General features: G+C 43.0%; 8 protein-coding genes. 5 read left to right on the forward strand and 3 right to left on the reverse strand.

Features of this window, described 5'->3' with window-relative positions; translation table 11 throughout:
• Nucleotides 1-115 precede the first annotated feature (115 nt).
• Both OSCI_RS01515 and OSCI_RS31825 read right to left on the reverse strand, forming a co-directional pair.
• A complete protein-coding gene (locus OSCI_RS01515) occupies nucleotides 116-1555 on the reverse strand; it encodes a hypothetical protein (protein ID WP_007353076.1) in 1440 nt (479 codons plus the stop codon).
• Between the two features lie 50 nt (nucleotides 1556-1605).
• The gene (locus OSCI_RS31825) at nucleotides 1606-1728 is read right to left on the reverse strand and encodes a hypothetical protein (protein WP_019486866.1); all 123 of its coding nucleotides are present in this window, start codon (nucleotides 1726-1728) and stop codon (nucleotides 1606-1608) included.
• On the opposite strand from OSCI_RS31825, the gene OSCI_RS01520 reads away from it, so the two are divergent.
• Together OSCI_RS01520 and uvrA are read left to right on the forward strand one after the other, a co-directional pair.
• Nucleotides 1727-2170 (forward strand): hypothetical protein, encoded by a 444-nt coding sequence (locus tag OSCI_RS01520; RefSeq protein ID WP_007353077.1) that lies wholly within the window; start codon nucleotides 1727-1729, stop codon nucleotides 2168-2170. The genes OSCI_RS31825 and OSCI_RS01520 overlap by 2 nt on opposite strands.
• Before the next feature lie 70 nt (nucleotides 2171-2240).
• Nucleotides 2241-5162, forward strand: coding sequence for an excinuclease ABC subunit UvrA (gene uvrA, locus OSCI_RS01525; RefSeq protein ID WP_007353078.1), 2922 nt, complete (start codon nucleotides 2241-2243; stop codon nucleotides 5160-5162).
• 152 nt (nucleotides 5163-5314) lie between these two features.
• Here the strand turns inward: uvrA and OSCI_RS01530 are convergent, their stop codons facing one another.
• Nucleotides 5315-5821, reverse strand: coding sequence for a GAF domain-containing protein (locus OSCI_RS01530; RefSeq protein ID WP_324603602.1), 507 nt, complete (start codon nucleotides 5819-5821; stop codon nucleotides 5315-5317).
• Between the two features lie 95 nt (nucleotides 5822-5916).
• Here OSCI_RS01530 and OSCI_RS01535 point away from each other — a divergent pair, with 95 nt between their 5' ends.
• The 3 genes from OSCI_RS01535 to OSCI_RS28110 all read left to right on the forward strand — a co-directional run.
• Entirely contained in the window at nucleotides 5917-6861 is a 945-nt protein-coding gene (locus OSCI_RS01535; RefSeq protein WP_019486865.1) for an aldo/keto reductase, read from the forward strand.
• A 112-nt stretch (nucleotides 6862-6973) separates the two neighbouring features.
• Nucleotides 6974-7675, forward strand: a complete 702-nt coding sequence (locus tag OSCI_RS01540) for a Uma2 family endonuclease (RefSeq protein ID WP_007353081.1) — start codon at nucleotides 6974-6976, stop codon at nucleotides 7673-7675.
• 316 nt (nucleotides 7676-7991) lie between these two features.
• Nucleotides 7992-8312 (forward strand): Mo-dependent nitrogenase C-terminal domain-containing protein (locus OSCI_RS28110; protein WP_071986224.1); only part of this gene is annotated, 321 nt, incomplete at its 3' end.

Consider the following 8312-nt stretch of genomic DNA (forward strand, 5'->3'; position numbering starts at 1 on the left):
AGCAATTAGCCATTAGCCATTAGCCATTAGCCATTAGCCATTAGCCATTAGCCATTAGCCATTAGCAATTACCAATTACCAATTACCAATTACCAACTAACAACTAACAACTACTTCACTTTGGTATAGGTTGCTGATTTGGTGAAATTTTTTCTCTGGGTTTACTGAGGATCATCAGCGGATCGCCTATTGTTGTAATTTTCCAAGGAGCTGATTCTAACAGGCGAGTGGCTATTAGAAAAGGGACGGAAGCCGATAGGCGTTCAACTATTATTTTGGGTGGGAGGAATGCAGCCAAATATGGCTCGTGTACGCTCCCAACATAGGCATAAACTCCATTTTCTAGCCATCTGCCAGCAACAGTGTTTCTGTCATCAGGTGAAGTCGCAGACCAACTGTGGATTAAGTGAATAACTGCGGGTGATTTAAGTTTGGGAATATCGTTTACTGAAGCGTCGCCGCCACCAACAAAGAATTTATCTTTATTGCCTTTAGAGTTAATAAATATCAAATCAAAATCCCATTCATGGGAAACCAAGTTTTTCCACGTTTCTAAACTAGATTTTGGTTGCTGTATGTGTTCAACACTAAAATCCATTCTATTCAATTGTTTTGTTGGTGCTTCTATTTCATATTTTTCCCAATTACCTTCCGGTTGATAACTGTCATAAAGCATTGCTGTTTTAAAATCTAAAAATATCGAACTCATCGCTTGATAAACGCTGCGAAATGATGAGCCATAAATCCACCCTACTATTGCCCATCTACTACCATTTGGGTATCTTGCTAAACCGTCTGTCACGGCTAATTGTTCATCTGCCTTTTTTGGCGATTGATATTTGACTGCTAGTTGTCTTACCAGAGTAATTGTATCAATAGCATCGCCAAGATTAGCGTAAGCATAACCTGTAGTTTCTGCGGCTTTATCAACGATTTTTTGAAGGCTTTGCCATCGATCTAAATTGAGGGTATCGTTAGGCTGTCCAAAATTACCTTCTACAAAGACTAAGGGTTGACCGCGATCGGCGGCTAAAGCAACTGCTGCTGGCCATGCAGGATCGTTGATCGAGGAGATTACTACTCCGGGAGGTTGCCAACCAAGTTGTAGCCAGGTATCTTTTAAAGAAGGAATATCGGTTGCATTCCAGGCTGTTGCTAAAGCGCGAATGATGGAATCTTCGAGTTGCTTACCCTTGGGTAAGGGTTGTTTGACGCTGGGTAAACGAATTAATTCGGCTGGTTGAAAACGCTCGATAAACATTGGGGTATATTTCGGATCTTCTATTAAGATCGGCCATCTTCCTTGCAGACTCCATTGTTGAATAGCTGTTAAAAATGTAGCTTCATCTGGAACTAGAACTACGCGATCAACTGTGGGAATGCGATCGCGCAGAGTGGCGATGCGAAGACCGACTTTAACAGGCCAGGATTGGTATTTTGTGGAGAGGGGGAGGGCAAAGGGACGTTTGAGGTAGCGATCGGCTAGAAAACCACCGCTGGCAAGGCATAAAAATAGGGCGATGACTAGAAATCTGAATTTGAACTTTTTGTTCATAGTATTTTTGGGATGACGGATTTTTTAGGAAAATCGGTATTTTTAGGATATCATAAATAGAGAATCGCAAAAGATGTGGCAATGTTGGAGATGACGATCGCATTCTCGGCTAACTCTATTCCAAAATTTGTTAAACTTTTATAATGTATAATGTCAATTTGTGGTAAAATCATGGAAACTACTACCGACAACTCAATGGGGAAAGTTATAACAACACTAGAAATTACAAATCGACTAGATCGGGGTAAGGCTGAAGATGGTATGATCTCACCTGACCAAGTAAGGTCTGTTACTTTAGAAAATGTCTTGGTGGATACGAGGGCAACAACTCTGTGCCTACCTGCAAATATTATCGCTCAACTAGGTTTAAAAATTCTCAAACAAGTGGTTGTTGAGACAGCGATGGGTATTAGCGAAGCTAGAATATTTCGAGATGCGTCGATTTCCCTGTGCGGACGTGAGGGAACTTTTGAGTGTTTGGAATTGCCAGCAGGGAGAAATGCACTGTTAGGTGTAATTCCGATGGAAGCGTTAGGAATTGAAGTTGACTTGAAAAATCAAAGATTGAAAGTTTTGCCCGATGGCCCGACTGAAACCTATTTGACAATCCTTTAATACTCCTGAGTTTGGATGTCAGTTATGGTATGCAGCGCTAAGATATTTAAGCAATATTTTTTACTGGATTATGCCTTCTACTGCCGAAACCTCGAAGAGTAACTTAAGTGCATCTCATAACGGGCAATCTGCCGTGAATTTAAGCCCAAATATCCAGAATTATATTCGGATTCGGGGCGCTAGGCAGCACAATTTAAAGAATATTGATTTGGAACTACCGCGCGATCGCCTGATTGTCTTTACTGGCGTATCCGGTTCCGGTAAGTCTTCCCTCGCTTTCGATACGATTTTCGCAGAGGGACAGCGCCGCTACATTGAGTCTCTAAGCGCCTACGCGCGTCAATTCCTGGGACAGTTGGATAAACCGGATGTGGATGCGATCGAGGGGTTAAGTCCGGCGATTTCTATTGACCAAAAATCGACTTCTCATAATCCGCGATCGACAGTTGGGACTGTTACGGAGATTTACGACTATTTTAGACTGCTATTTGGGCGGGCGGGGGAACCCCATTGTCCGATTTGCGATCGCTGCATTGCGCCACAAACGATCGATGAAATGTGCGATCGCGTGATGGCACTTCCTGATGGTACTCGCTTTCACATTCTCGCCCCCGTTGTCAGAGGCAAAAAAGGCACTCATCGTAAGCTGCTATCGAGTTTAGCTTCCGAAGGCTTTATTCGGGTAAAAGTTGATGGCGAGGTGGTAGAACTCTCAGAAAACATCGAATTAGATAAGAATCATACCCACAACATTGAGATTGTAGTTGATAGGTTAATTAAAAAGCCGGGTTTACAAGAACGTTTAGTAGATTCTCTCACTACTTGCCTGCGGCATTCAAATGGAATTGCCTTGATTGAAGAATTACCAACTAAGGAAAATCCCCACACAAATCCCCCTTTAATTTTTAGTGAAAACTTTGCTTGCCCGGAACATGGGGCGGTAATGGAAGAACTTTCACCCCGATTATTTTCCTTTAATTCACCCTACGGCGCTTGTCCAAATTGTCACGGTTTGGGCAATTTGCGAAGGTTTGCAGAGGAGTTAGTCGTACCTGACGAACAAGCACCAGTTTACACTGCGATCGCGCCTTGGGCAGATAAGGATAATACCTATTATTTTGCACTAATTTGTAGTGTCGCCAAAGCTTGCGGTTTTGACATCAATACCCGTTGGCATCAACTCACACAAACACAGCAGCAAATTTTATTACACGGTTCTGAAGATAATATCTTGACAGAAGGTAAGAGTCAACGGCGTTATCCCGGCGTAATTCCAATTTTACAGCGGCAATATGACGAGACTGGTTCAGAATTAGTTAAACAAAAATTAGAACAATATCGCGTCGATCGCCCTTGCGAAGTTTGTCACGGCAAACGACTAAAACCTGAAGCACTTTCTGTACAATTAGGGCAGTATCGGATTTTAGATTTTACCAGTGGTTCGATTCGAGATTGTCGAGAAAAAGTTGATAACTTAAAATTAAGCGATCGCCAAGCACAAATTGCCGATTTAGTTCTCAGAGAAATCAAGGCCAGATTACAATTTCTCCTCGATGTTGGCTTAGATTATCTTACCTTAGACCGCCCAGCAATGACCCTTTCCGGCGGGGAAGCACAACGCATTCGTCTGGCAACTCAAATCGGTTCTGGTTTAACTGGTGTCCTCTACGTTTTAGATGAACCTAGCATTGGATTGCATCAGAGAGACAATTCGCGCCTGTTAAAAACTTTAACAAGATTGCGCGATTTAGGCAATACCTTAATTGTCGTCGAACACGATGAAGAAACCATCCGGGCAGCTAATCATATTGTAGACATTGGCCCAGCGGCGGGAGTACACGGCGGGCGCATTGTTGCCCAAGGGAATTTAGAGACATTACTAGCAACAGAAGAGTCTTTAACGGGTGCTTATTTGTCAGGAAGAAAGGTAATAGAAACCCCGGCCCAAAGGCGCAAGGGTAATGGTAAATCGCTACTGCTGAAAAATTGCCGCCGTAATAACTTAAAAAATATTGATGTAGAAATCCCCCTCGGCAAACTTGTTTGTATTACTGGGGTTTCTGGTTCCGGTAAGTCTAGCTTAATTAATGACTTACTCTATCCGTCTCTGCAACATTATATCACCCGCAAAGTTCCTTTACCCAAAGATATGGACGGCATCAAAACCCAGGGAGAAAAATCTTTAGGGGATGCCGTTGATAAGGTAATTGTCATCGATCAATCTCCCATTGGTAGAACTCCCCGTTCTAATCCTGCTACTTATACGGGAGTGTTTGATGTAATCAGAGATATGTTTGCAGAAACTATTGAAGCAAAAGCGAGAGGTTACAAACCGGGGCAGTTTTCTTTTAATGTCAAAGGTGGGAGATGCGAAGCTTGCGCCGGTCAAGGTGTGAATATAATTTCGATGAATTTCTTACCCGATGTTTACGTACAATGTGAAGTTTGTAAAGGTGCGCGATACAACCGGGAAACCTTGCAGGTTAAATATAAGGAGAAGTCTATTTCTGATGTGTTGAATATGACGGTAGAAGAAGCTTGTGAGATGTTTAAAAATATCCCCAGGGCGGCAAATCGCTTGCAAACTTTGGTAGATGTTGGTTTAGGTTATATTAAGTTAGGACAACCTGCACCTACCCTTTCTGGGGGGGAAGCGCAGCGGGTGAAATTGGCAACTGAGTTGTCACGTCGCGCGACAGGAAAGACGCTTTATTTAATTGATGAACCGACAACGGGGTTATCTTTTTATGACGTTCATCAGTTGTTAAATGTGTTACAGCGTTTAGTAGATAAAGGGAATTCAATCTTGGTCATTGAACACAATTTAGATGTGATTCGCGCGGGGGATTGGGTGATTGATTTGGGGCCGGAAGGAGGGGATAAGGGAGGTGAAGTGATTGCTGTGGGAACGCCGGAAGATGTGGCAGAAAATGCCCATTCTTATACTGGTTTATACTTAAAAGAGGTGTTAAGACAGCATCCTGGGAATTAAAAGTTAAAAGTTAAAAATTAAAAATTATAGGACTTACGCACCCAACCAGAGAAACCGGGTTTTTTTGACGAAAATACTTCGCCCTTATCCACAGATTCTCTCAAAAACCCGGTTTCTGAAACCATGAGCGTAAGTCCTATAATAACTAACAATTAATTATCTATAACTACAGGGGCAGTTGCGATATCTTTTGCCTTTTCTTGCATGAATTCAATATCTGAAGCTAACCAGGGATGAGGCCCACTACAATGATGAGCAATTAACAAACCCCACAGGCCACCGCGAGTTAAAATAGGTACTACTAAATTAGCACGGACTTTCATAGTGCGAAGCAAATTTCTATGGCAAGCTTCTATTGGTTCAGTTTCAATATCTGGAATTGCTCTCACTCGTCCCGCTTCGTACAAAGCAGCATATTCACCATTAAAACATTCATCGGGCCCCGTCGAACCAAAAATAGATAAATCGCTAGAATTTACTGACTCGCAAGTTACTTGCCCTTTCCAGTGCTTGTAAAAATAATACAAAACTACCCGGTCAATATCAAGAGTAAATCTGATATTGTTGAGGTTTTCTTGAACTAATACATCCCGTTTAAGATTATTAGCGAGACGGTCAAGGATGATTTGCAAACTATCCTGGGGCATGGTATGATTCATTTACTGCTAGATGGAAGCAACAGTTAAGTATAGCGCACCTGCTACAGTAATTATGCACTAATTGTACATAGTAAAATCATTAAGGGTTATCTACCGTGAGAAACATTACTTTGGGACAAAATGGGCCAGCCGTTACTCCTCTGTGCATCGGAACTTGGGCGTGGGGTGATAAACTTTTTTGGAATTACGGCAGCAATTATGGTGCAACAGAAGTAGAGGAAGCATTTAAGGCATCTCTAGACGCAGGCGTAAACTTCTTTGATACAGCCGAAGTCTACGGTAATGGCTTGTCAGAGGAATTGTTGGGACAGTTTATGAAGAAAACCTCTCAACCTGTACAGATTGCTACAAAATACGGCCCGATGCCTTTACGAATCACAGCTAAATCAGTTGCAGATGCCTTAACAGCTAGTTTAAAACGCTTGCAGGTTGAGCAAGTAGCTCTTTATCAAGTGCATTGGCCTTATACTTTTTTGATGAACCAAGAAACGTTGATGAATGCTTTAGCGGAGGAGGTGAAACAGGGTAGAATTCAGGCAGTAGGTGTGAGCAATTATACGGCTGAACAGATGACTTTAGCTCACAAGATATTATCACGTCAAGGCGTGCCGTTGGCAACGAATCAAGTACGATACTCGCTGCTATCGCGGCAAGTAGAAAAGAAAAAGATTGTCGATTCAGCTCGCGAATTAGGTGTAACTATTTTAGCTTACAGCCCCTTAGCGCAGGGATTACTTACAGGTAAGTATAGCGCTCAAGAGCAGCCTGTGGGAGCGCGTAAATTAGATTCCCGTTTTAGTAAAACTGGGTTAGAAAAAATTGCCCTAGTGATGTCTACATTGCGAAAAATTGGTAAAAAATATGACCGCACTCCCGCTCAAGTTGCGCTAAATTGGCTGATAGCTCAGGATGGTGTAATTCCAATTCCGGGGGCGAAAACGCCAAAACAAGCGCGGGAAAATGCTGGTGCTTTAGGTTGGAGTTTGAGCGGAGATGAAGTTAATCAATTAGATTTGATGACTCGTCCTTGGCTGGAGTAATATGATTTTCTACGAGTGCTAAGGTGGGCGCATTTCCCCAAAATTAATATGGTCGATAAATTTAAATTGCGCCTACTTACGAAATATTAAATTAACAAACAGAGGAACAATCATGCTACTCTACGATCGCACTTCCCCATCAAATTTACCCACCGCCGAGTCACTGCCTTACTCAGATGAAACACCAGTGGATAGCGAATTACAAGATATCATTCCTCACCTGTTAAAATCTATTCTTGCTTTAATTTGGGCAAATCGAGATGACTGGTTTTTTGGGATTGATATGGCTTGGTATTATGACCCCAATCAACCAGCGATAGTACCGGATGGTTTTTTAAGTTTAGGAGTGCCAAGGATTAAAGGGGAAAACCTGCGATTGAGCTACGTTACTTGGGAAGAAAATGGTATCATTCCCCTGTTGGCTATCGAAGTAGTATCGAAAACTCCCGGCGGGGAATATAAGCGCAAAAAATTAGAATATGCTCGGTTAGGAGTGTTGTATTATGTAATTTATGCTCCCCGCCGTCGCAAACCTCATTTAACTATTTATAAACTCGATCGAGGTAAATATCAATTAGTTACAAATAATCCCGTTTGGATGCCAGAAATCGGTTTGGGAATAGGTTCCGAACAGGGAATTTATGAGGGAATTGCGCGAGAGTGGTTATATTGGTACGATCGCGAAGGAAATCGATATCCGACTGAGGCGGAGGCGCGACTGGAAGCTCAAAATCGGGAACAGCAGCAGCGACAACGGGCGGAACAATTGGCAGCAAGGTTGAGAGCGCTAGGAATTGACCCAGAGGAAGGTTAACAAAAGCGCGTTTGCACTTTCTGTATCCCCCCAGAAGGCGGCGTTACGTTAGGACAGTTTACCAAGTGTCATCGCGTAGACCTAGCCAGCCGCAGGTATCGCACTCTATCCCTCTGGCGAAAATCCACTTTCCTCTGACCCCCAAAACTCCCCAAGACTAAATACCAAAGCTGTTTCAGGGTTTGACAAGTTATTTATCAATTTGTCATCCCTCCCCAGTTATCCAGTCACTTCCAACACTTGCACAGAGTCAATCTTACCCAGAGCGATCGCAACTTACATTCAAAGTGTAAATAAATTTTATGGCTTCTGGGTTATGTACATCTACAGCAACGTCTCCCCCCAACCTCCCGCAATCCACAACAGCATCTTTGATTCCCTGCTACAGCCAATGCGCGATCGCATTGATAGAATTGAAATCTGCGATCGCAACTTTGCCCACACCGCCTGCAAACTAATCCCCTCTCAATGCCCCTTCGCGCGAGACATACAGCTATTTGGGCGCACCCTCTTCCACATTCCGCCTATGTGCAAAATCAACCCCCTTTACGACCAATTAATGAGCTTGCGCTTCCGAGCTCTGACTTACCTCGCAGACGTTTGTGGCGAAGACATCACCTGCTATAGCAACCGCCAA

The sequence above is a fragment of the Kamptonema sp. PCC 6506 genome, from assembly GCF_000180455.1.
Taxonomy (GTDB): Bacteria; Cyanobacteriota; Cyanobacteriia; order Cyanobacteriales; family Microcoleaceae; genus Kamptonema; species Kamptonema formosum.

Excerpts from the sequence above, each read along its gene's own strand:
- OSCI_RS01515 (WP_007353076.1), bottom strand. The coding sequence starts at position 1,555 with ATGAACAAAAAGTTCAAATTCAGATTTCTAGTCATCGCCCTATTTTTA.
- OSCI_RS01520 (WP_007353077.1), top strand. The coding sequence starts at position 1,727 with ATGGAAACTACTACCGACAACTCAATGGGGAAAGTTATAACAACACTA.
- OSCI_RS31825 (WP_019486866.1), bottom strand. The coding sequence starts at position 1,728 with ATGATTTTACCACAAATTGACATTATACATTATAAAAGTTTAACAAAT.
- uvrA (WP_007353078.1), top strand. The coding sequence starts at position 2,241 with ATGCCTTCTACTGCCGAAACCTCGAAGAGTAACTTAAGTGCATCTCAT.
- OSCI_RS01530 (WP_324603602.1), bottom strand. The coding sequence starts at position 5,821 with ATGAATCATACCATGCCCCAGGATAGTTTGCAAATCATCCTTGACCGT.
- OSCI_RS01540 (WP_007353081.1), top strand. The coding sequence starts at position 6,974 with ATGCTACTCTACGATCGCACTTCCCCATCAAATTTACCCACCGCCGAG.